This window comes from Streptomyces sp. NBC_00443 (assembly GCF_036014175.1).
GTDB lineage: Bacteria > Actinomycetota > Actinomycetes > Streptomycetales > Streptomycetaceae > Streptomyces.
The window spans coordinates 5,043,796-5,064,382 of sequence record NZ_CP107917.1 but is presented as its reverse complement, the minus strand read 5'-3'; the positions used below and the strand labels follow the sequence as shown (position 1 = coordinate 5,064,382).

The following is a 20,587-nucleotide window of genomic DNA, read 5'->3' as shown; positions in this document are numbered from 1 at the left end:
GTTGAGGCGTATGGCTTCCACGCAGGGTGCTGCCAAGGTGCTGGTCGCGTCGAATCGCGGCCCGGTCTCGTACGCGGTGCGCGAGGACGGCTCGCTGCACTCCAAGAGGGGCGGTGGCGGACTCGTCTCCGGGCTGTCGGCGATCGGGCCGGACACCGACGCGCTATGGGTGTGCTCGGCGCTGTCCGACGGGGACCGGGAGGCGGTGCGGCGCGGTGTCGGCGAGGACGGCGTCCTGATGCTGGACGTCCCGGCCGACGTGCACGCGGACGCGTACAACGGCATCGCCAACTCGGTCCTCTGGTTCGTCCACCACATGCTCTACCAGACCCCGCTGGAGCCGGTCTTCGACGCGGAGTTCCGGCGCCAGTGGGAGTCGTACGAGACGTACAACCGCGCCTTCGCGCAGGCGCTGGCCGACCGGGCCGCGCCCGGGGCGGCGGTGCTGGTGCAGGACTACCACCTGTGCCTGGTCCCGGGGATGCTCCGGGAGCTGCGACCTGACATCAGGATCGGGCACTTCTCGCACACGCCATGGGCGCCACCGGAGTACTTCTCCATGCTTCCGGACGACATCCGCGCGCAGCTCGTGTGGGGGATGCTGGGCGCCGACCGGCTGGGCTTCCTCACCTGGCGGTGGGCGGGGGCGTTCATGGCATGCGCCGAGGCCGTGGACCGCGAACGGATCTTCCCGTCGTGGCCGAGCGGCGCCCCGGCGTCCGTCCAGCACACGGCGAGCGGGCGCCCCCCGCTGCGGACCACGTGGGTCGGCGTGCACGGTCTGGGCGCCGACGCGGAATTCCTGCGCGCTCGCTCCCACGAGGCCGATGTCGAGGAGCGGATGGCCGCGCTGCGGGCGGAGATCGGCACCGCGCCGGACGGCACCGCCCGCCGGACCGTCGTCCGCGTCGACCGGACCGAGCTGTCCAAGAACATCGTGCGCGGCCTGCTCGCCTACCGGCAGCTGCTCGACGACCACCCCGAGTGGCGCGAGCGGGTGGTCCACGTGGCGTTCGCGTACCCCTCCCGCCAGGACCTGGCGGTGTACCGGGACTACACGGCCGAGGTCCAGCGACTGGCGGATGAGATCAACTCCGCTTACGGCACTGCGACTTGGACCCCGATCGTCCTCCACGTCAAGGACGACTTCGCCCGCTCCCTGGCCGCGTACCGCCTGGCTGACGTGGCCCTCGTCAACCCCATCCGGGACGGTATGAACCTCGTCGCCAAGGAGGTGCCGGTCGTCTCCGACGAGGGCTGCGTCCTCGTCCTGTCCCGCGAGGCGGGCGCCTTCGCGGAACTGGGCGAGGACGCGATCCCCGTCAACCCCTACGACGTGATCGGCACGGCACGCGCCCTGCACGACGCGCTGTCCATGGGCCCGGAGGAGCGCGCCGAACACTCGAAACGGCTGGCGGAGGCAGCTACGGCGCTGCCGCCGGCGCGGTGGTTCCTGGAGCAGCTGGAGGCGTTGGAGGACGGGGAGGCGTGAGTGGCGGAGGCCTGGTTCAGGTTGCCTGTGTGGCGATCGCCTGGAGGAGTCGCACGACGCCCTCCGGGCCTTCGACCACGACGTCCGCCCTCTCCGAGAGTTCGGTGACCTCCTCGCTGCCGCTGCAGACCAGGAGGCCGGGGGTGCCGTCGGAGCGGAGTTTGTCGACGGCGGCGTAGGCGGGGAGGTCGCCGAGGTCGTCGCCGGCGTAGAGGACGGACTCGGCGCCGAGTTCGCGGATGTATGCGCTGAGCGCGACGCCCTTGTCCATGCCGGGTGGGCGGAGTTCGAGGACCATCCGACCCGGTTCGACGATGAGGCCGTTGCGGGTGGCGAGGTCGGTGAGGGGGGCTCGGAGGGCGTCGAAGGTGCCCTGGGGGTCGGGCGCGCGGCGCGTGTGCACGGCCAGGGCGTGTCCCTTGTCCTCGATCCAGGTGCCCTGCGCCTCGGATTCGAGGAGGCCCGGCAGGTCGGCGCGGACTGCTGCGACGCCGGGGTGAGGGTCGGGCGCGGTGACCTCACCGCTGACGGCGTCCCAGCGTTCGGCGCCGTAGTGGCCCAGCACGACGAGGTGCTCCAGGCCCGGGGTGTCGGCGAAACCGCCGTACTTCACGGCGACCTCGGCCGGGCGGCCGGTGATCACCGCGACGGCGGCCACCTTCGGCGCGAGTGCGGCCAGGGCCGGGATGGCGTCCGGGTGGGCTCGGGCCTTTTCGGGGTCCGGGACGATGGGGGCGAGGGTGCCGTCGAAGTCCAGCGCGATGAGTGAGCGCGCCGGGCGGGTGAGGATGGCGGCCAGGCCGTCGCGGCCGCGCTGGGTGGTGGGGGTCGGGAGGGGATCCTTGTGACTGCCCATGGGGCGACCTTATCCGGGAACGGGGGCGGGCCGGGGAGGAGCTGAACTTCCAGCGCCGGTCCAGGCATTTCAGCCCGTCCGGCGATTGAGGACGAGGCCGTTCAGGCCGAAGCCGGGGTCTGGGGGCGGCAGCCCCCAGGTACGGGACGGGCAGGGGCGAAACCCCTGCTGCACCGCCGCGCGTCACCGCTCCCCCGCCGCCCCTCCCGAACCCGCCGCAACCGATTCACCGTCACCGGATCATGTGCCAGCGCCCGCGGATCATCCAACAGCGCGTTCAGCAGCTGGTAGTAGCGCACCGGAGCCAGCCCCAGCCCCTCCCGTATCGCCCGCTCCTTGGCCCCCGGCCCCGAGAACCCCCGCCGCTCCAGCGCAAGAATCGCCCGCTCACGCTCGGCGAGCACGGCGGCGGCCTCGGGCTGGTCCTGGTCCATGTGCCGCACCGTAGCCCACCCCACTGACAGGAAGCCCCGGCAACCTACTCCGCGCTCTCCGCCCGAGTAGCCCCCGACTGCAGCTGCCCCAGAATCGCCGACGGGCTCCCCCCGGACGCGACCGTCCTGCCGATGCTCTTCTTGACGTCCGCGCTCACCGCGGCCCAGGACGTCCGGCCCACCGGATAGAGCTCGGAGAGCGGGAGCTGGTCGAGGAAGGGCTTGAGGGCGGCGTCCCGGTCGGCCCCTGCCATCACCGTGGACGCGGAGTTCGTGACGGGAAGCAGGTTGTACTCCCGGGAGAAGTCCAGGACGTTCTGCTTGTCGTAGGCGAAGTCGAGGAACTCCCCCACCTGCTCGGCATGGCCGTTCTGTTTGAAGGCCATCATCCAGTCGGCCACGCCCATGGAGACCTTGGTCGGCCCCTCAAGGCCGGGCATGGGCACCATGCCGAACTTCACGCCCTTCTTCTCGGCCATCTGCATCAGCGAGGGGTGCCCGTTGAGCATGCCGACGTCCCCCGCGGCGAAGGCGGAGAACGCGTCGGCCCGGTTGAGCTCCCCGGGCGGGACCGGCCCCGTGAGCCCCTTGCCGACGAGGTTGTTCTTGAGCCAGTTGAAGGTGGAGACGTTCTCCGCGGAGTCGATGCTGTACGTACCGGTCTCCGCGTCGGTGTACCCGCCCCCGCCGCTGAGCAGCCACTGCATGGTCTCGGCCTGCGCCTCCTCGGCACCGAGCGGCAGCGCGTACGGGTACTTCACGCCGTCCGCCTTGAGCGCCTCGGCGTCGGCGGCCAGCTGCCTCCAGGACGTCGGCGGAGTGAGGCCGGCGTCCTCGAAGAGGGACTTGTTGTAGAAGAGCAGACGCGTGGAGGAGGCGAACGGGATGCCGTACTGGACGCCGTTCACCTGCCCCGCATCCGCGAGCTGCGAGACGAAGTCGGCCTGGACGGGGATGGAGAGCAGTTCGTCGGCCTCGTAGAGGAGGCCCTTCGCGGCGTAGTCGGCGTATGCGCCGATCTGCGCGATGTCCGGCGCCTCCCCGGCGTCGACCATCTTCTTGACCTTGGCGTCGACGTCGTTCCAGGAGTACACGGTGACGTCGATCCGCACGCCCTCGTGCTGCTCCTCGTACTCCTTGACGAGCCTGTCCCAGTACTTCTGGGAACTGTTCGCCGCACTGTCCCCGTAGTCCGCGGCGACCAGCTTCAGTGTCACCTCGTCCGAACCACCGGTCAGCCCGCAGCCGCTCAGAACCGCCGACAGGCCCAGCGCGGACACCGCCGCAATCGTTCCCGTACGTCTACGCCGCTGCACGCAAAACCGCCCCACACCCATATTCGAAACTTTCGAAACGTCATACATATTGCCCCCATAAGGTCTACACCACGTAAGTGGACTAGACCTCTCGCGGGTATGCAAGACACACTGTTCCCGTGAGACACGTCATCGCCCTCGATGTGGGCGGCACCGGGATGAAGGCCGCCCTGGCAGCAGCGAGCGGCGAGCTGCTCCACCAGGCCCGCCGCCCGACCGGGCGCGAGCGCGGGCCGGACGCGGTCGTCGAGGGCATCCTCGACTTCGCCGGCGAGCTGCGCGCGTACGGCGAAGAGCGCTTCGGCGAGCCCGCGGCCGCCGCCGGCATCGCCGTCCCCGGCATCGTCGACGAGGAGCAGGGCGTCGCCGCCTACTCGGCCAACCTGGGCTGGCGTGACATACCCCTGCGGCGGCTGCTCGCCGAACGGCTCGGCGGCGTCCCGGTCGCCCTCGGCCACGACGTGCGCACCGGCGGTCTCGCGGAGGGCCGGATCGGCGCGGGCAAGGGTGCCGACCATTTCCTGTTCGTGCCGCTCGGCACCGGGATAGCCGGCGCCATCGGCATCGACGGCCGGGTGGAGGCGGGTGCGCACGGCTTCGCGGGCGAGATCGGCCACATCGTCGTACGGCCCGGTGGAGCGCCGTGTCCGTGCGGGCAGCGCGGCTGCCTGGAGCGGTTCGCGTCCGCGGCGGCGGTGAGTGAGGCGTGGGCCGCCGCGTGCGGGGACCCGGAGGCGGACGCGGCGGACTGCGCGAAGGCCGTCGCGTCCGGTGATCCGAACGCCGTACGGGTCTGGCACGAGGCCGTGGACGCCCTGGCCGACGGCCTGGTCACCGCGCTCACCCTGCTGGACCCGCGCACCCTGATCATCGGTGGCGGCCTCGCCGAGGCGGGGGAAACCTTGTTCACACCGCTGCGGGAGGCCGTCCGGCGGCGGGTCACCTTCCAGAAGCTGCCGGAGATCGTCCCTGCGGCCCTGGGCGACACGGCGGGATGCCTGGGCGCCGGGCTCCTGGCCTGGGATCTCCTCGGCAACACCGACGGTACGGAGGTAACCGCCTGATGGCCAACGCCCCAGGGGCGCGGGGAACTGCGCGACCAGCCACGCACAGCCCGCACCCCGCATCCGGCAAGGTGCCCCTGATCCTCTCCGGCGCCACAGCGGTGATGCCCACGGGAACCGTCAAGGACGCCCAAGTGATCCTCGACGGCACCCGCATCACCGGCGCGGCCCCACCGGACGCCCGAGTGATCGACCTCGCCAGCCACTACGTGGTCCCCGGCTTCGTGGACATCCACAACCACGGCGGCGGCGGGGCTTCGTTCACTTCGGGCACGGCAGACGACGTACTCACCGGCATCCACACCCACCGCCTGCACGGCACCACCACCCTGGTCGCCTCCACGGTCACGGGCGACATGGACTTCCTCACCCGCCGCGCGGGCCTGCTGTCCGAGCTGGCCGAGCAGGGCGACATCGCCGGCATCCACTTCGAGGGCCCCTTCATCTCCCCGTGCCGCAAGGGCGCGCACTCCGAGGAGCTGCTGCGCGACCCCGACCCGGCGGACGTGCGCAAGCTGATCGACGCGGCGCGCGGCCACGCGACGATGGTCACCCTCGCCACCGAACTGCCGGGCGGCATCGACTCCGTACGCCTCCTCGCCGAACACGGCGTGATCGCGGCGATCGGGCACACGGACGCGACGTACGAGCAGACGGTGGAGGCGATCGAGGCGGGCGCGACGGTCGCCACGCATCTCTTCAACGCGATGCCGCCGCTGGGCCACCGCGAGCCGGGCCCGATCGCGGCCCTCCTGGAGGACGAGCGGGTGACCGTCGAGCTGATCAACGACGGCACGCATCTGCACCCGGCGGCGCTGGAGCTGGCGTTCCGTCACGCGGGCGCGGACCGGGTCGCGTTCATCACGGACGCGATGGACGCGGCCGGCTTCGGCGACGGCCGCTACATGCTCGGCCCGCTGGAGGTCGAGGTCGCCGACGGTGTGGCACGCCTCGTCGAGGGCGGCTCGATCGCGGGCTCGACCCTCACGCTGGACCGGGCCCTCAAGCGGGCGGTGACGATCGACCGGCTGCCGATCGAGGACGCGGTGGCGGCGCTGTCCGCCAACCCGGCCAAGCTGCTCGGCCGCTACGACCGCATCGGCTCCCTGGAGCCCGGCAAGGACGCCGACCTGGTGGTCCTGGACTCCGACTTCGACCTCAAGGGCGTGATGCGCCGGGGCGAATGGGTGGTGGATCCCCAACTGGGGTGATCTGTCCTGCTGTTGAGGGCGGCGGTTGTCCTGCCAGACTGGGACGGCCGCCGCCCTTTTGGCATGATCAGCAGCTGCCGGAAGGAACAGCCGGCGGACGGACGGCACACGCATGCTGAACTCTTCGGGGGAGGTCGAGTACAGGTGATCCTCACCGTCACCCTGAACACCGCTCTCGACATCACCTACCGCGTACGGTCCCTGCGCCCCCACGCCTCCCACCGCGTCTCCGAGGTGACCGAACGCCCCGGCGGCAAGGGCCTGAACGTCGCCCGCGTGCTGGCGGCCCTCGGCCATGAGGTGACGGTCACGGGCTTCACGGGCGGCGCGACGGGCCGCGTGGTCCAGGACCTGCTCACGGCCACGCCCGCCGTGGTGGACGCGCTGGTCCCGGTGACAGGCGCGACCCGCAGGACGATCGCCGTGGTGGACGAGCTCACCGGCGACACGACCCAGCTCAACGAACCCGGCCCGACGGTCACGCCCGCCGAGTGGTCCGCCTTCCAGGAGGCCTACGAGGACCTCCTCGCCTCGGCCTCCACGGTGGCCCTGTGCGGCAGCCTGCCACCGGGCGTCCCGGTCGGGGCGTACGCCGGTCTGGTCCGGTCAGCCAGGGCCGCGGGCGTCCCCGTGCTGCTGGACACCAGCGGCGAGGCCCTGCGCCGGGGCGTCGCCGCCCGCCCGGACTTCATCAAGCCCAACGCCGACGAACTGGCCGAACTCACCGGCTCCCACGATCCCTTGCGCGCCACCCAGGACGCCCGGCGCCGGGGCGCCCGCACGGTGGTCGCCTCCCTCGGCAGGTCGGGCCTCCTGGCCCACACCCCCGAGGGCCGCTGGCAAGCCACCCCACCGACCCGCCTCCACGGCAACCCGACCGGCGCCGGCGACGCAGCGGTCGCGGGCCTGCTGTCGGGCTTGGTGGAACACCTCCCCTGGCCGGACCGCCTGACCCGAGCGACGGCGCTCAGCGCGGCGAGCGTCGTGGCACCGGTTGCGGGGGAGTTCGACCGGGGGGCTTATGAGGAGTTGCTGGGGCGGGTGGCGGTGACGGGGGAGGTCAGCGCGGCCTGACGACGACTAGGAGCCGACCCAGCCCTTCACCAGCCACATCTGGTCGATCAGGGCGTCGCACTGGTTGCCCTGCTCGCAAGACACCTTGATCGTGTTCGTGCCCTTGTTGAGCTGGACGTAGTTGTAGGTCTTCGTCCAGCCCTTTTCGTAGTCGCCCTCGGGGCCGCCCGACCAGTTCTTGAGGTCGACCGGGGTGTTGGCGGGTGTGCCGTTGACCGTGAGCGTGGCGCTCTGGTCCTTGCCCGGGACGCTGTAACCGACGTAGACGGTGTACTTGCCCTTCTTGGGGATGCTGTCCACGTTCCAGCTGACCGAGGAGCCGACCGCGTTGAACCCGGTGACGTAGACGCCGCCGTCCGCCTGGGCGCCCTTGATGTCGGACGCTGTGGCGGCACCGCCGGCGAGGGCCAGCGCCTTGGCGTCGATCGTCGGCAGGTCGTCCTCCGCCGCCTGGCTGTTGCTGTTCGACGGGCTCGGCGCGCTGCTCTCCTGGGACTGCGTCGGGGTCGACCCGTCGCCCCCCGCGTCGTCCTTCTCGCCGTCCCCGCCCAGCATCGCCACGCTGATGCCGATGACGACCGCCGCGACGACCGCGATGGCGCCGATCAGCAGGCCCTTGGTGTTGGGGCCGCCGCGGCCGCCCGAGCCGTGGCCGCCGCTGTAGGACGACTGCTGGCTGGCCGTGGTCACGCCGCCGGGGTGTGTCTCCGGTGCCGCGTAGTGCGCGTTCGGCTGGCCGTACGTGCCCTGCTGTTGCGGTATCTGGCCGTACGCGGCCGTAGGGGCCTGCTGGCCGTACTGCCGCTGTCCGACCGGGCGCACACGGTTCACCGAACCCGGGTAGCCGTAGCCCCCGCCACCGGACGGCGGCTGGGCGCCGTTGGCCTGCCCGTCGGCGTAGAGGTAGCCGAACGGGTCGTCGTCCTCGGGCGTGCTGGCGCCGTTGTTGCCGGACGTCATCCCTTGGTACTCCTCACCAGGTGCGGGCGCATGCGATGCGTGTGGTCAGAATGGCGAGCCTACCCGCTCCTGATGGCCCAAACGGGTGACTCGGATCGCATCAGCTCGCTGACCTGGGGGTTACCCGGCGCGTCTGTGTTGTTTGGGACGAGATCGTTTCTCTACGTACATCCGCTCGTCGGCGGACTTCAACACTTCGTCCGCAGTCATTCCGCAGTGTGCCCACCCGATGCCGAAGCTGGCGCCCACGCGGACCGCCCGCCCTTCGGCGCGGATCGGCTGGATGATCTCGTTGCGCAGGCGTACGGCGAGGTCCTGGGCGTCCGCCTTGCCGAGCCCGTCGGCGAGGATCACGAACTCGTCGCCGCCGAGCCGGGCCACGGTGTCACCGTCGCGGACCTGGCGGGACAGGCGCCTGGCCACCTCGATGAGGACCGTGTCACCCGCGTTGTGCCCGAACCGGTCGTTGATCGACTTGAAGCCGTCGAGGTCGCAGAAGAGCACCGCGAGCCCCTTGGCCCCGTCGTCCCGCTCACCCTCGACCGGCGCGACGGTGTGCACGTGGTGGTCGTAGGCGTCGAACGCCGCCACAGCGGGCCGGAAGTCGAAACCGTGGCCGTTGGCGTCGTAGGCCGGGTGGCCGTAGGCCGCGTCGACCGACTCCAGGGCGGCGCCCGGGTGCGTGGAGCGCTGGCACAGCCGCGAGGCGAGGCGGGAGCGCAGCTCGGCGGAGTTCGGCAGCCCGGTGAGCGAGTCGTGCGAGGCGCGGTGGGCGAGCTGCAGCTCGCGGCGCTTGCGCTCCTCGATGTCCTCGACGTGGGTGAGCAGGAAGCGGGGGCCGTCGGCGGCGTCGGCGACGACGGAGTTGCGGAGCGAGACCCAGACGTACGTGCCGTCGCGGCGGATCAGACGCAGCTCCGCGCGACCCCCCTCGGCGGACGTACGCAGCAGCGTGCCGATGTCCTCGGGGTGGACGAGGTCGGAGAAGGCGTAGCGGCGCATCGCGGAGGCGGGGCGGCCGAGGAGGCGGCACAGCGCGTCGTTGGTGCGCAGGATCCGGCCGTGCTGGTCGCCGCCCATCTCGGCGATGGCCATGCCGGACGGGGCGTACTCGAAGGCCTGCCTGAAGCTTTCCTCGCTGGCGCGCAGGGCCTGCTGCTCACGCTCCAGCCTGACCAGTGCCCGCTGCATATTCGCGCGTAGACGTGCGTTGCTGATGGCGATCGCCGCCTGGAACGCGTACATCTGGAGCGCCTCGCGCCCCCATGCGCCCGGCAGTCGCCCGTTGCGGGGCCGGTCCACGGACAGGACACCGATCAGCTCGCCGCACGCACTGCCCTGCACGCCGGGCGTGTACATCGGGGCGAAGAGACGGTCCGAGGGGTGCCACTCGTCCTCGAAGCGGGGCGCGGGGCCGTCGGTGTACCACTGCGGGACGTCGTCGTCGTCGAGTATCCAGCCCTCGGTGTGCGGGATGAAGACCAGGTCGTCCCAGCGCTCGCCCATGCTCAGCCGGCGCTCCCAGGAGTCCCGGGAGCCGACGCGGCCGGTGATGAGGGCCTCGGCGGCGGGGTTGCCGGAGAAGGCGGCGACGACGAGATCGCCGTCGGGGCGTACGAGGTTGACGCACGCGAGCTCATAGCCGAGGCCGTTGACGACGCCGTCGGCGACGGTCTGCAGCGTGTCCGCCAGGCTCCGGGCCGTGTTCATGTCAGCCATGACCTGGTGCAGTTGCCGCAGGGTCGCAAGACGGACGTACGGCTCCGACTCGGTCTCCATGCTCGCCCTCCCCCCGAGACCTCGCAGCGAATCAAGGGTTCTACCCCGGCGTAACTTCCCTTGCTAGTTCCCCGCCACTGAATCACAGCGCGCTGCTCACTCGGTACACAGGGTCAACAATTAATGGCCCTTGTGACTCAAGTCACAGGTAAACGTGAACAATTGAGCGGTGTTTCTGCGTTTTTCCTGTGCGTTTACTGAACGCAAACTTTGTGCGTGTGTGGAGATGCCACGAAACGGTCTTGATCAGGAACGTCAGTCGTCCGTCCATGGTCCTAGGACCACCTCCCGGTCCGTTCTCGGGCGAAGGCCCGATGCCGGGTGTGCGGTGCCGACATTAGCGTTTTCGGCGTGCCGAACACTTCCCCGCCCGTGCCGCCCGTGACCGCCGTCCTCCCCGCCTCCCGCAGCGCCGCCGGGCATGCTGAGGGAGTGAGCAACGACGAGTTCCGTGCCGCCATGTCGCGGCTGGCCGCCGGTGTGGTCCTGGTGACCGCGCTGGAGCCGCCGCTGGACCCGGACGACCCGCACGCACCCGTCGGCGAGGACGTCGGCATGACGGCCACGGCGTTCATGTCGGTGTCCCTGGACCCGCCGTTGGTCCTGGTCAGCGTGCGCGAGGGGTCCCGCATGGACGATCTGCTCGACGAGCAGCCCCTGTGGGCGGTCTCGGTCCTCGCCGAGAACCAGCGCCACATCGCCGGCCGCTTCGCCATGAAGGGCCGCGTCAGCGACCGCCTGCTCTTCGCCGACATCCCGTACGTCCGCGGCCAGGAGACCGGCGCCCCGCTCGTGGGCGGTGCCCTGGCCACCCTGGAGTGCCGCACCGAGCAGCGCGTGACGGCCGGCGACCACACCCTGGTGATCGGTCGCGTGCTGTCGGCTTCTCTGCCGAGTGCGAACGGGGGGCCGCTTACGTATTTCCGGGGCCGTTACCGGCAGTTGGGATGATCTCCGCGGGCGGGCGCGTTCGCAATTCCATGGCGGGGAACTGATCATCCGCCTTACGGTGCCGGGATGACGTCGACGACTTCAGCGCCCCGCCTCGAAGAAATCACACCCGCGAACTTCGAGACCGCCACCGGCATACGCGTGCGCCCTGAACAGGAATTCGCGGTCTCCCCGGTGATGCAGTCCCTCGCCGAGGCGTACGTCCACCCCGCGGGCGTCGCCTGGCCCCGCCTGATCGTCGACGGCGACCGCCCGGTCGGGTTCCTGATGGCCTTCTTCGACATCGACTGGCGCGGCGACGGCACCCTCCTGCGCTCCGGGCTGTGGCGGCTGAACATCGCGGCGGACGAACAGGGCCGGGGGTACGGCCGGTTCGCGGTCGAGTCGGTGGCCGCGGAGCTCCGGCGCCGGGGCGGCAGGCAGCTCTACGTCACCTGGCACCCCGGCCCGAACGGCCCTGAGGGCTTCTACCTGGGCCTCGGCTTCCGACCCAACGGCGAGACGAGCGAGGGCGAGACGGTGGGCGTGCTGGAGCTGGACCGGACCGGCACCGCACCGGCTAGACCGGCCTGACGTCGAGCCGGGACACCCGCCCGGGGTCCGTCACGATGTCGATCACGGCGATCCGGCCCCGTACGAACGCAAACCTCAGCGCCCGTTCCACCCGCCCGCCGACCAGCACGACGGCCCCCAGGGCACCGTCGACCAGCATGAGCCGCGCGACACCGGCAAGCGACCCGTACGTCGCCGCACCCCGCGCCACCGCCGCCGCACCCGTGGCCACCCCGGCCTCGGTGCGCGCGATGACGTCCGGGTCCAGGACCTCCAGCAGACCCTCGAAGTCACCCTCCCGCGCGGCGGCGAGAAAAGCGCCGACGACCTCCCGCCGCCTGCGCCGGCCGGCCCGATCGGCCTCGTGCACATCGGCGCCCCGCACCCGGCGCCGGGCACGGCTGGCGAGCTGCCGCGCCGCGGCGGGCGTACGGTCCACGACGTCCGCGACCTCCTCGAACGGCACCCCGAACAGGTCGTGCAGCACGAACGCCAGCCGCTCGGCGGGCGTCAGGGTGTCCAGTACGACGAGCAGGGCGACGCCCACCGAGTCGGCGAGGAGCGCGTCCTGCTCGGGGCCGGCGTCCGTGTCGGGCACGGCCGCACCGGGACCGGACCCCGCAGCCGCGCCGTCCAGCGGCTCCTCGGCACGGGACTTGCGAGACCGGAGCATGTCGAGACAGACCCGGCCCACCACGGTCGTCAGCCATCCCCCGAGATTGTCGATCCGGTCGAGATCGGACCGGCTCACCCGAAACCAAGCCTCCTGCACCGCGTCCTCGGCCTCGACGACCGACCCGAGCATCCGGTGAGCCACGGCCCGGAGATGCCCGCGGTGTGCCTCGAAGCGCTGGGCGAGAAATGCGCTGTCCCCGTAGCCGGTGCCCCGAAAGCCCGTGTAGTCTCCGCCGCTCATCTGCCCCAGCCTCTCCTCGCAGTCCGTCGTCACTGCGCTGACGGACGGGGGGACGGGGATGTGACAACAGAGGCACCTCGCCGTGCCCCTAGACGGCGGGGGTGAGCCCGGCCCCCGGCACGTCCGGGTTGGATACGGGTGCCACGGCGGCGGCTTCGGGTGTGGGCGCGGGCGCCGGCGCCGGCGTGGCGACCGGAGTGGCGATCGCGGCGACGATGGCGAGGACGGCGACAGCGCGCAGGGTCCACTTCAGCACGGTGAGGATCCAATCTGGACGAGTGACGGCTTGCGCCTCGATCGTCGCCACCGACCCGGTGTCCGGGGATCATCCGCAGGTCGCGACCGTATCCCCCGCACGGCGGAGGCGACAGGCCGAGGCGACAGGCGGCGCCGACCCGGACTACGTCCAGCCCCGCCCCGTCCGCCCCCGCTTGGTCTCCGAGCGCTGCTTCTTCTCCCTCAGCCGGCGTTCGTTGATGCCGCGGGGGATGCGGGTCGGGGTGCGCGGCTTGGGTGGCGGGGCCGTCGCCTCGGCGAGGAGGGCGGCGAGGCGGACGGCGGCGGTCTCGCGGTTGCGCCACTGGGAGCGGTGCTCGGAGGAGCGGACGGTGAGGACACCGTCGACGAGGCGGGACGCCAGCCGCTCCAGCGCCCGCTGCTTCCACACCTCCGGCAGCGCCGCCGTGCTCGCCAGGTCGAACCGGAGCTCGACCTGGGAGTCACTGGTGTTGACGTGCTGGCCCCCCGGGCCGCTCGACCGCGAGAAACGCCACATGAGCTCGGCCTCGGGCAGGGAGACGGAGCCACGGATGACGTATGGACCAGACATGCCGTACATGTTCCCGCTTCTGTCCGGTCCACGTCACGCGAATATCCCCTACGGGTGCTCTTTGGCAAAGAAAGTAAAGACACCTGGAACTTGAGGTACCCCTCACTGCGTTCATAGGGGTAGCTGTAGCTTCTAGCCGTACCGCAACGAGGGAAGGGACTCCCAACAATGGCTGTAAGCCTGTCCAAGGGTGGCAACGTCTCGCTCACCAAGGAGGCACCGGGCCTGACCGCCGTCACCGTGGGCCTCGGCTGGGACGTCCGCACCACCACCGGCACGGACTTCGACCTCGACGCCTCGGCGATCGCGGTCAACCCCACGGGCAAGGTCTACTCGGACGGACACTTCGTCTTCTTCAACAACAAGCAGACCCCGGACCAGACCATCGTCCACACCGGTGACAACCGCACCGGCGAGGGCGCGGGCGACGACGAGGCGATCAACGTCAACCTGGCCGGTCTCCCGGCCGACGTCGACAAGATCGTCTTCCCGGTCTCGATCTACGACGCGGAGAACCGCTCGCAGAACTTCGGCCAGGTCCGCAACGCCTACATCCGCATCGTCAACCAGGCCGGCGGGGCCGAGATCGCCCGCTACGACCTGTCCGAGGACGCGGCCACCGAGACCGCCATGGTCTTCGGCGAGCTCTACCGCAACGGCGCCGAGTGGAAGTTCCGCGCCGTCGGCCAGGGCTACGCCTCGGGCCTGGTGGGCATCGCGCAGGACTTCGGCGTGAACGTCTGACGGACGCCTCGCTGTGCAGGAACCCCTGGCTTCGGCCGGGGGTTCCGGCGTTCTGGGACTTCGCTCGTCCAGAACCTCGGCCGGCCAGGGCCTCGGTCGTCCAGGGCCGCGATCACCCGCGTCTTCGCTCGTTCAAGTCTTCGATAGGTTGCCCCACGTGATCCTCGACCCGCTCCCCCTCAGCCCCGACCACGACATCCCGGCCCCGCTCCTCACCGAGCTCACCGCGCTCTACGCCTCCAACCGTGAGTTCCACGCGCTCAGCGGCGAGTTCCCGGACCCGGACGACGTACGGCCCGAGCAGGTGGCGGCCGCGCTGGCCGACGAGTTGGCCAACGCTGACGCGGAGGTCCTGCTGGCCCGCAGTGCCGGGCAGCTGGTCGGGATCGTGATCACGCTCGCCCGTCACCCGGACCCGTCCGACCCCGACCCGTGGATCGGCATGCTGATGGTGGACGCGCGTGCCCAACGCCAGGGGCACGGACGCCGCTTGGCCGCCCTGGTCGAGGACCGCCTGCGCACCACGGGCCGTACGGCCGTACGCCTCGCCGTCCTCGACAACAACCCCGACGCCATCGCCTTCTGGACCGCCCTCGACTACGAGGTCGTCGGCTACGGCGAGGACCTCCAACTCGGCCGCGCCTGCACCGTCCTGCGCAAGCCGCTCATCGATCCCGACAGCGCGCCGCGCACCCCGCGCCAGGCCGCCCGAGTCGCCGTCGTCGACCCGGAGGGCTCGGTCCTCATGTTCCGGTACGACAACGTCGAGGTGGGCGTCCACTGGGCCCTCCCCGGCGGCGGCCTGGAGGCGGACGAGACGCCCCAGGAGGGTGCCCTGCGCGAGCTGCGCGAGGAGACCGGCTGGACCGACCTCGAACCGGGCCCCCTGCTCTGCACCTGGGAGCACGACTTCACCCACTCCGGCACCCCGGTCCGCCAGCACGAGCACATCTACGTCACCCGGGGCCCGCACCGAAGCCCGACCGGTCCTGACCTCCCCGCGGCCCACGCGGCCGACGGCATCCTCACGTGGCAGTGGTGGCCCCGAGCAGACCTCGCCAAGGCCCCGGAACCCCTGTGGCCCCCGGACCTGGCCCGCCTGCTGGACGAGTGGGAAGCGGGCGGGGAGGCCTGAACCGGCGTGGACTGGACGCCCCTGGCAGGCACCGCCCTCGGCGCGTTCGTCGGCGTCGGCTCGACGCTCCTCGCGGACCGCGCCCGCTGGCGCCGGGACCTGACCGACCGGACCCGGCAGGAACGCCGACAGATCTATGTGACGGTCCTGACGAAGTACCGCCTGGCGTACGAGGCCATGCACGCGGCCGCGGTCACCGGCCGCGACCAGGAACAGGCGGCACGCGAGACGGCCGTACGGGAGGCGTTCCGCTCCTCCGGCTGCGACGAGGCCCGTGAGACCGCTCTGATCTGCGCGCCGCAGGAGATGTCCGACCTGCTGGAGGGTGTCTACGCGACCCTGCGGAACCTCCAGGACGGGTTCGCAGCCGGTGATCCACCCCTCGACTCCCCGCTGCTGCAGGATCGGCGGCTCAGGCACGCGGAGGCGATATGGGCGGTCCGTGCGGCGATGCGGCGGGATCTCGAACGGGGATCCTGAGCAGCCGTCGCGACAGGACCCGGGGGCGGCGTCACGGTTGCGCGGGCTTTCCGTCCCCGTACAGCCAGTCCTCCCAGACGGACGTGAAGTCCTCGTCCGGGGCCGTCTTCTCCACGTACGCCATGAAGTCCGCGGTGTCCGCGTTCCCGTGCCGGTGGTCGGCCGTCCAGCCCTGGACGATGTCGTAGAACGTGCCGTCACCGACGGCCTGGCGGATCTTGTGGAGGACCATCGCACCGCGCTGGTAGACCGGATCGCCGGAGATGTGCGAGGCGCTCGTGGGCTTGGCGGGCGGGAAGGACCACAGGTCCTCGTACTCGTCCTCGCCGTGGTCGTACAGGGCGTCGAAGGTCTCCTGCGCGCTGTCGCCGCCGTTGTCCTCCTGCCACAGCCACTCCGCGTATGTCGCGAAGCCCTCGTTCAGCCACATGTGCCGCCAGCTCTTCGGCGTCACGGAGTTGCCGAACCACTGGTGGGCCAGTTCGTGGACGAGCAGTTCGGTGCCGGGGGCGCCGGGGAAGACGGGCCGGTTCTGCGTCTCCAGGGCGTAGGCGGAGGCGTTCTCGCGGGCGACGATCGCGCCCGTGGAGGAGAAGGGGAAGGGACCGAAGTTGTATTCGGCCCACTCCACGATCTCGGGGAGCCGGGCCAGGACTTCACGGCTGGAACGGGCCTGGGAGGGGGCTACGGCCGTGTAGACGGGCAGCGCGCTGCCGGCCGCACCCGGGACGCTGGAGCGGCGGATGTCGTAGTCCCCGATGGCGAGCGTGGCCACGTAACTCGCCATCGGCTCGGCGGTGCGCCAGTGGAACGTCGTACGGCCGTCGTCGGTGCTCCGCTCGGCCAACTCACCGTTGGAGACCACCTGGAGCTCCTCCGGGACGGTCACCGCGATGTCGTACGACGCCTTGTCGGACGGGTGGTGATTGCCGGGGAACCACGCCATGGACCCCGTCGGCTCCCCGAGCGCGAGCGCGCCTTCGGCGGTGGGGAGCCACCCCTCCTCCGAGCCGTCCGGGTCGGTGATGGTCTGCGGGGTGCCGGAGTAGCGGACGGTGAGCCGGAAGGTCTCGCCCCTGTCGAGCTCGTCGCGCGGCCGGACGACGACCTCCTGGCCGTTACGGCTCCAACGGGCACGCTCGCCCTCCACCGTGACCCGCTCGACGTCCATGCCCTTCAGATCGAGGTCGAAGGCGGAGAGGTCCTTGCCCGCACGTGCGGTGATCTCGGCGGTGCCGGTGAGGTGGCGGTCGTCTGGGTCGTAGGCGAGGTCGAGGTCGTAGTGCGTGACGTCGTAGCCACCGTTGCCGGCCTTGGGGAAGTACGGGTCGCGCACACCGGAACCACCAGGGGTGCCGTGCACGCCGCCGCACGCGGTGAGAACGAGGGCGAGCAGGCCACAGACGACGGGCGGGACAACAGGTGCGGAACGGGACACACCAGTGATCCTATGAGCGCGGCCGCCGACACCGTCACCTCCGCGCACGGACGCGAGCCACGACCCCAGCCGGCTGCATGCCTGCACGTGAACCGCAGCAAGGTCACCTCGGCGCACAGCGCGAGCCACAACACCTCGCCGCCGCGGCTACACCGAGCCGCGAAACTGCCACCTCGGCACACAAGGCGAGCCTCGGCACCACCGCCCTCCGCGCCTGCACCCGGCCCCCGGCACCGCCACCTCCGCGCACAGCACGAGCCCCGGCCCCACCGGTCTGCCCTCCGTGCCTGCACCCCGAGCCGCGGCGCCCCCGCGTCCCCGCCCACACCCGAGCCGCGCAGCTCGCGCAGCCGCCCCACCTCGCATCCGCGCCCCGCGCCGACCCGTGACACCATCACCCCCGTGCTCGACATCGGCTACGCCCTCTCCAACCGCTTCCCGGACCCCCCGCAGACGGACTACCGTCGCGCGGACGTCCGTGCCCTGCGCCACGACCTGTTCTGCGGCGACGTGTACCTCGCCGACACCAAGGCGGACCGGGAGTTGTCCACAGCCTGGGGATGGGTGCCGGTGCTGGACTTCGCCTGGGCGCTGTGCGACATCGCCGAGCTGCTGGACCAGGACCCGGCCGGCTCCCGCGCAGCCCGCCCCCAGCACGCGGAACTGGACTTCACCGAGTCCACCGACCGCATGCTCTTCGAGCGCCGCTTCGGCTGGGTCGACATCGAGGCCGACTGGATGCGGGCGGAGGAACCCCCGCTGACCTTCTCGCACGCCGAACTGCGCCGTGAGGCCCGCGACTTCATGCACGACCTGATCGCCGACCTGATCGACCTGCACGAGGACCTGGCCGAGAACCCGGCGATCTGGACCCTGCAGGCCCGCTTCCCCAGGCCGGCGTAGTCCCGCCGCCCGACGGACAACGAAGGAGCCCCATCCCGAACAACGTGGGATGGGGCTCCTGATCCGAGCGCCGGGCAGGCCTTGCACCTGCATCTCCCCGCAGGAAGCGGGACGTCTTTCCTTGGACCACCAACGCAACACCGACCACCGCGAGTTCCGGCGACCAGCTCGAGATTGATCATACCGCAGGCGTCCGGGCACCGCACACCGGTCGGCCACCAGCCCCCCTGATCGCCCCCCGTGCCCTCCCCTGGCCCCTAGCCCCTAGCCCTACTCTTCAGCCTCCACCCGCACCCCCACCGCCGCCGCCAGCACCGGCGCCAGATCCAGCAGCTGCGAAGGACTGATCACCGCCCCGGCCAGCCGGTCCACCCCCCGCGTGATGTCCAGCTCGCCCGCCCTGCGCAGGTCCACGTCCGTCAGAGTCACCCCGGTGAGGTCCGCCCCCTTCAGCGCGCAGTCCACGAACTCCACGCGCTCCAGCCGGGCGCCCCCGAAGTCCGGCTCGACCAGGACGCAGCCCTCGAAGACGACGTCTCGGAGCTTGGCCTTGCGCATGTTCAGGTAGTCGATCTTGCCGCCTCGGATCACGACCCGTTCCAGGACGGCGCCGTGCAGCTGCACCCCGCCCAGCCGGGCGTCCACCAGCTCCACATCGCGCAGGGTCGACTCGGCGAGGTCGGTCCCGACACCGCGTGGGCCCGTGAGGACCGAGTCGAGGATGCGGGCGTGGTGAAGTCTCGTCTCGTCCAGGGCGCAGCCCCGCAGCGCGCAGTCCATGAAGCGGGCGCCCCCGCCGTCCTGTCCCGTGAGGTCCTCCTCCCGGAACTCCAGGCCGTCGTAGTCCCCGTCCGGCTCCAACTCCCCGTCCCGGAACGGCTCCAGCCGCGGCAGCCGCACCTCGGGCCGCCGCGCGCGCTTCACGCCGCCCCTGCCCGGACCGCCCGCATCGCCGGAACCGCCGCCCGCACCCATCGCTCTCCTCGCCATGCCCCCATGCTGCACCCCACCACTGACAATCCCTCCGGCCTGCGCCGACTCCCGCGGACCTCGCGCCGACTCGACAACGGGGCCAGGCCGACACCGCCCCGACCCCGCACCCCACCACCCCCATGTCACATTCCGGGGGCCCAGGACCGTCGTACTCACACAGCAGGGAAGCAAGGCGACCCCGAGCACGAGGGAGACCCCCAGCCATGCACCGCATCACCGTCATCGGCGGCGGCTTCGCCGGACTCACCGCGGCCATCACCGCCGCAGAGGCGGGCGCCAAGGTCACCGTGTACGAAGCCCACCACACCCTCGGCGGGCGGGCGCGGACCACCGAGGGGCCGTACCGGACCAACGAAGGACCGCACGCCCTCTACAACGCAGGCCCGCACTGGGCCTGGCTCAAGCAGCGGGACCTCATCGGGCCGCTCGCGCCGCTCCCGCCCCTGGAGGCGGCCCGGCTGCGGCTGCGGCACCGGGGCGTCCTGCGCCGTACCCCGCCGTTCGCCATGCTCAAGCTGCTGCGCCGGGGCCTGCCGCAGGCGCCCGTCGACGTCGACTTCATGACGTGGGCCACCGGGATCGCCGGTGAGGAGGGCGCCCGTGCCGCCGCGCACTACTCCGCCGTCGCGCTGTTCCACCACGACCCCGGCACCCTGTCCGCGGCGTTCGTGCAGGAGCGGCTGCGCCGGGCCACCAAGTTGCCGCCGGAGGCGCACTACCCGCGCGGCGGCTGGGCGACCATGATCGACCGGATGGCGGCCCGGGCGTGGAACCTCGGGGTGCGGATGGAGACCCTCTCCCGCATCGACAGCCTCGACGACCTGACGACCGACGCGCCCGTCGTCGTCGCGACCTCACTCGACGCCGCCCGCCGCCTCCTCAAGGACGACTCGCTGACGTGGACCAGCGGGCGTACGGCACTCGTCGACGTCGCCCTGCGCACCCGGCGCGGGGATGCCTTCGCCGTCTCCGATCTCGACGAGACCGGGTGGCTGGAGCGGTTCACCGCCCAGGACCGGTCGCTGGCGCCGGCTGGTGAGCAGCTGGTCCAGGGGCAGATCCCGATCGCCCCGCACGAGAGCAGGGCAGCCGGCATCGCGCGTGCCGAGCAGCTCCTCGACCTCGGCTTCCCGGGCTGGCGCGAGCGCGTCACCTGGCGGCGCGAGTCCGTGGCGAGCGGTCGCACCGGCGCCGTCGACCTGCCGGGCACCAGCTGGCGCGACCGCCCGGCCGTCGACCGGGGCGACGGGCTCTACCTGGCGGGGGACCAGGTCGCCGCCCCCGGCGTCCTGTCCGAGGTCTCCTTCAACAGCGCGCTCACGGCCGTCTCCCTGGCCCTCGGCCGGAACGCCCTTGACCTCAAGCAAGCTTGAGGTTGAAGGCTGGCTTCCCGACAGCTTCCGAGCCACATGGCCCGTCTACGCGACCCGTCTACGTGACCCGTCCAGGTGACCGTCCAC

At 71.5% G+C, this 20,587-nt stretch carries 20 protein-coding genes and 1 pseudogene; 11 read left to right on the top strand and 10 right to left on the bottom strand.

All coding sequences use genetic code 11. The features are described 5' to 3' along the window. Positions 1-10 precede the first annotated feature (10 nt). A complete protein-coding gene (locus OHO27_RS23000) occupies positions 11-1,492 on the top strand; it encodes an alpha,alpha-trehalose-phosphate synthase (UDP-forming) (RefSeq protein WP_328426833.1) in 1,482 nt (493 codons plus the stop codon). 16 nt (positions 1,493-1,508) lie between these two features. Here OHO27_RS23000 and otsB read toward each other — a convergent pair whose 3' ends face one another. The 3 genes and pseudogenes from otsB to OHO27_RS22985 form a co-directional block, all read right to left on the bottom strand. Next, entirely contained in the window at positions 1,509-2,348 is an 840-nt protein-coding gene (gene otsB, locus OHO27_RS22995) for a trehalose-phosphatase (RefSeq protein WP_328426831.1), read from the bottom strand. A 194-nt stretch (positions 2,349-2,542) separates the two neighbouring features. Beyond that, positions 2,543-2,782, bottom strand: a pseudogene (locus OHO27_RS22990) (DUF3263 domain-containing protein); the annotation flags it as partial. Positions 2,783-2,826: 44 nt separating this feature from the next. Further along, the gene (locus tag OHO27_RS22985) at positions 2,827-4,119 is read right to left on the bottom strand and encodes an ABC transporter substrate-binding protein (RefSeq protein ID WP_328426829.1); all 1,293 of its coding nucleotides are present in this window, start codon (positions 4,117-4,119) and stop codon (positions 2,827-2,829) included. A gap of 98 nt (positions 4,120-4,217) precedes the next feature. On the opposite strand from OHO27_RS22985, the gene OHO27_RS22980 reads away from it, so the two are divergent. The 3 genes from OHO27_RS22980 (at position 4,218) to OHO27_RS22970 (ending at position 7,447) form a co-directional block, all read left to right on the top strand. Next, positions 4,218-5,162 (top strand): ROK family protein, encoded by a 945-nt coding sequence (locus tag OHO27_RS22980; protein ID WP_328426827.1) that lies wholly within the window; start codon positions 4,218-4,220, stop codon positions 5,160-5,162. Then, positions 5,162-6,373, top strand: coding sequence for an N-acetylglucosamine-6-phosphate deacetylase (gene nagA / locus OHO27_RS22975; protein ID WP_328426826.1), 1,212 nt, complete (start codon positions 5,162-5,164; stop codon positions 6,371-6,373). Before OHO27_RS22980 ends, nagA begins: the two co-directional genes overlap by 1 nt. Positions 6,374-6,517: 144 nt before the next feature. Beyond that, positions 6,518-7,447 carry a 1-phosphofructokinase family hexose kinase gene (locus tag OHO27_RS22970; protein ID WP_328426824.1) on the top strand — a complete coding sequence of 310 codons (930 nt, stop codon included), beginning with the start codon at positions 6,518-6,520 and terminating at the stop codon, positions 7,445-7,447. Between the two features lie 6 nt (positions 7,448-7,453). On the opposite strand, the gene OHO27_RS22965 is transcribed toward OHO27_RS22970, so the two are convergent. Next, positions 7,454-8,407, bottom strand: coding sequence for a CBM35 domain-containing protein (locus OHO27_RS22965; protein WP_328426822.1), 954 nt, complete (start codon positions 8,405-8,407; stop codon positions 7,454-7,456). A gap of 120 nt (positions 8,408-8,527) precedes the next feature. Further along, positions 8,528-10,186, bottom strand: a complete 1,659-nt coding sequence (cdgB, locus tag OHO27_RS22960; protein WP_328426820.1) for a diguanylate cyclase CdgB — start codon at positions 10,184-10,186, stop codon at positions 8,528-8,530. A 351-nt stretch (positions 10,187-10,537) separates the two neighbouring features. On the opposite strand from cdgB, the gene OHO27_RS22955 reads away from it, so the two are divergent. Both OHO27_RS22955 and OHO27_RS22950 read left to right on the top strand, forming a co-directional pair. Beyond that, positions 10,538-11,137 (top strand): flavin reductase family protein, encoded by a 600-nt coding sequence (locus OHO27_RS22955; RefSeq protein ID WP_443059575.1) that lies wholly within the window; start codon positions 10,538-10,540, stop codon positions 11,135-11,137. Positions 11,138-11,203: 66 nt separating this feature from the next. Next, positions 11,204-11,710 (top strand): GNAT family N-acetyltransferase, encoded by a 507-nt coding sequence (locus tag OHO27_RS22950; protein ID WP_328426818.1) that lies wholly within the window; start codon positions 11,204-11,206, stop codon positions 11,708-11,710. Here OHO27_RS22950 and OHO27_RS22945 read toward each other — a convergent pair. The 3 genes from OHO27_RS22945 to arfB form a co-directional block, all read right to left on the bottom strand. Further along, positions 11,697-12,605 (bottom strand): sigma-70 family RNA polymerase sigma factor, encoded by a 909-nt coding sequence (locus OHO27_RS22945; protein ID WP_328426816.1) that lies wholly within the window; start codon positions 12,603-12,605, stop codon positions 11,697-11,699. The two genes, OHO27_RS22950 and OHO27_RS22945, sit on opposite strands and share 14 nt — an antisense overlap. Positions 12,606-12,693: 88 nt before the next feature. Beyond that, on the bottom strand, positions 12,694-12,912 hold the full coding sequence (locus OHO27_RS22940) for a hypothetical protein (RefSeq protein ID WP_328426814.1): 219 nt from the start codon (positions 12,910-12,912) through the stop codon (positions 12,694-12,696). A 93-nt stretch (positions 12,913-13,005) separates the two neighbouring features. After that, the gene (gene arfB, locus OHO27_RS22935) at positions 13,006-13,443 is read right to left on the bottom strand and encodes an alternative ribosome rescue aminoacyl-tRNA hydrolase ArfB (RefSeq protein WP_328426811.1); all 438 of its coding nucleotides are present in this window, start codon (positions 13,441-13,443) and stop codon (positions 13,006-13,008) included. A 159-nt stretch (positions 13,444-13,602) separates the two neighbouring features. Here arfB and OHO27_RS22930 point away from each other — a divergent pair, with 159 nt between their 5' ends. The 3 genes from OHO27_RS22930 (at position 13,603) to OHO27_RS22920 (ending at position 15,793) form a co-directional block, all read left to right on the top strand. Further along, complete coding sequence (locus tag OHO27_RS22930) at positions 13,603-14,178, top strand: TerD family protein (RefSeq protein WP_107906089.1); 576 nt, start codon at positions 13,603-13,605, stop codon at positions 14,176-14,178. A 157-nt stretch (positions 14,179-14,335) separates the two neighbouring features. After that, positions 14,336-15,313 carry a bifunctional GNAT family N-acetyltransferase/NUDIX hydrolase gene (locus OHO27_RS22925; RefSeq protein ID WP_328426809.1) on the top strand — a complete coding sequence of 326 codons (978 nt, stop codon included), beginning with the start codon at positions 14,336-14,338 and terminating at the stop codon, positions 15,311-15,313. Positions 15,314-15,319: 6 nt separating this feature from the next. Continuing rightward, positions 15,320-15,793, top strand: coding sequence for a hypothetical protein (locus OHO27_RS22920; RefSeq protein ID WP_328426807.1), 474 nt, complete (start codon positions 15,320-15,322; stop codon positions 15,791-15,793). Between the two features lie 31 nt (positions 15,794-15,824). On the opposite strand, the gene OHO27_RS22915 is transcribed toward OHO27_RS22920, so the two are convergent. Beyond that, positions 15,825-17,231: a M1 family metallopeptidase gene (locus OHO27_RS22915; protein WP_328426805.1), complete on the bottom strand. Its 1,407-nt coding sequence runs from the start codon at positions 17,229-17,231 to the stop codon at positions 15,825-15,827. A gap of 402 nt (positions 17,232-17,633) precedes the next feature. Between OHO27_RS22915 and OHO27_RS22910 the strand changes: the two genes are divergently transcribed. Further along, positions 17,634-18,134: a hypothetical protein gene (locus tag OHO27_RS22910; RefSeq protein ID WP_328426803.1), complete on the top strand. Its 501-nt coding sequence runs from the start codon at positions 17,634-17,636 to the stop codon at positions 18,132-18,134. A gap of 270 nt (positions 18,135-18,404) precedes the next feature. Here OHO27_RS22910 and OHO27_RS22905 read toward each other — a convergent pair whose 3' ends face one another. Beyond that, a complete protein-coding gene (locus tag OHO27_RS22905) occupies positions 18,405-19,124 on the bottom strand; it encodes a pentapeptide repeat-containing protein (protein WP_328426801.1) in 720 nt (239 codons plus the stop codon). A gap of 206 nt (positions 19,125-19,330) precedes the next feature. Here OHO27_RS22905 and OHO27_RS22900 point away from each other — a divergent pair, with 206 nt between their 5' ends. Then, positions 19,331-20,500 carry an FAD-dependent oxidoreductase gene (locus tag OHO27_RS22900; protein ID WP_328426799.1) on the top strand — a complete coding sequence of 390 codons (1,170 nt, stop codon included), beginning with the start codon at positions 19,331-19,333 and terminating at the stop codon, positions 20,498-20,500. The last annotated feature ends 87 nt before the right edge of the window (positions 20,501-20,587 follow it).

What these genes read in the sequence shown, in the direction of transcription:
- OHO27_RS23000 (WP_328426833.1), top strand. Translation starts at nt 11, where the DNA reads ATGGCTTCCACGCAGGGTGCTGCCAAGGTGCTGGTCGCGTCGAATCGC.
- otsB (WP_328426831.1), bottom strand. Translation starts at nt 2,348, where the DNA reads ATGGGCAGTCACAAGGATCCCCTCCCGACCCCCACCACCCAGCGCGGC.
- OHO27_RS22985 (WP_328426829.1), bottom strand. Translation starts at nt 4,119, where the DNA reads ATGGGTGTGGGGCGGTTTTGCGTGCAGCGGCGTAGACGTACGGGAACG.
- nagA (WP_328426826.1), top strand. Translation starts at nt 5,162, where the DNA reads ATGGCCAACGCCCCAGGGGCGCGGGGAACTGCGCGACCAGCCACGCAC.
- OHO27_RS22965 (WP_328426822.1), bottom strand. Translation starts at nt 8,407, where the DNA reads ATGACGTCCGGCAACAACGGCGCCAGCACGCCCGAGGACGACGACCCG.
- cdgB (WP_328426820.1), bottom strand. Translation starts at nt 10,186, where the DNA reads ATGGAGACCGAGTCGGAGCCGTACGTCCGTCTTGCGACCCTGCGGCAA.
- OHO27_RS22950 (WP_328426818.1), top strand. Translation starts at nt 11,204, where the DNA reads ATGACGTCGACGACTTCAGCGCCCCGCCTCGAAGAAATCACACCCGCG.
- OHO27_RS22945 (WP_328426816.1), bottom strand. Translation starts at nt 12,605, where the DNA reads ATGAGCGGCGGAGACTACACGGGCTTTCGGGGCACCGGCTACGGGGAC.
- arfB (WP_328426811.1), bottom strand. Translation starts at nt 13,443, where the DNA reads ATGTACGGCATGTCTGGTCCATACGTCATCCGTGGCTCCGTCTCCCTG.
- OHO27_RS22930 (WP_107906089.1), top strand. Translation starts at nt 13,603, where the DNA reads ATGGCTGTAAGCCTGTCCAAGGGTGGCAACGTCTCGCTCACCAAGGAG.
- OHO27_RS22905 (WP_328426801.1), bottom strand. Translation starts at nt 19,124, where the DNA reads ATGGCGAGGAGAGCGATGGGTGCGGGCGGCGGTTCCGGCGATGCGGGC.
- OHO27_RS22900 (WP_328426799.1), top strand. Translation starts at nt 19,331, where the DNA reads ATGCACCGCATCACCGTCATCGGCGGCGGCTTCGCCGGACTCACCGCG.